The sequence below is a fragment of the Methylobacterium sp. J-076 genome, assembly GCF_022829405.1.
In the GTDB taxonomy this organism is placed as follows: domain Bacteria; phylum Pseudomonadota; class Alphaproteobacteria; order Rhizobiales; family Beijerinckiaceae; genus Methylobacterium.
In genome coordinates this window covers 1-301 of record NZ_JAKSXW010000128.1, presented here as the reverse complement: position 1 = coordinate 301, position 301 = coordinate 1, and the positions used below count along the sequence as shown (strand labels likewise).

1 pseudogene is annotated in these 301 nt (G+C 64.8%); it reads right to left on the bottom strand.

Annotated features, from left to right (window positions below):
* Nucleotides 1–282: pseudogene (locus MKK53_RS13545) on the bottom strand (hybrid sensor histidine kinase/response regulator); the annotation flags it as partial.
* Nucleotides 283–301 lie beyond the last annotated feature (19 nt).

Here is a 301-nt window from a genome sequence, read left to right as displayed (position 1 = left end):
GTCAGAACCCGAATTGCCGCGGTACTTGGGCATAGGCTGCCCGCCGACGATGCGCAGAGTCAACGTCATCTCCCAGCCCATCGAGTCGCGGGCGTTGACGGCGATGTTGATCAGCGCCGTCTCGAACTGGCTGAGTTCGTCCCTGATGTAGCAGGGCATATCCGGCAGCTCGACCGCGATGGAGATGCGCGCGCCCGTCACCGAATCGAGCATATCGTCCCCCGCGCGCAGGGTGCCGCAGATTCCGAACACCTCCGGCTTTAGCGCCTGGTGCCGGTCCAAGGCCAGGAGCTGCTCCGTG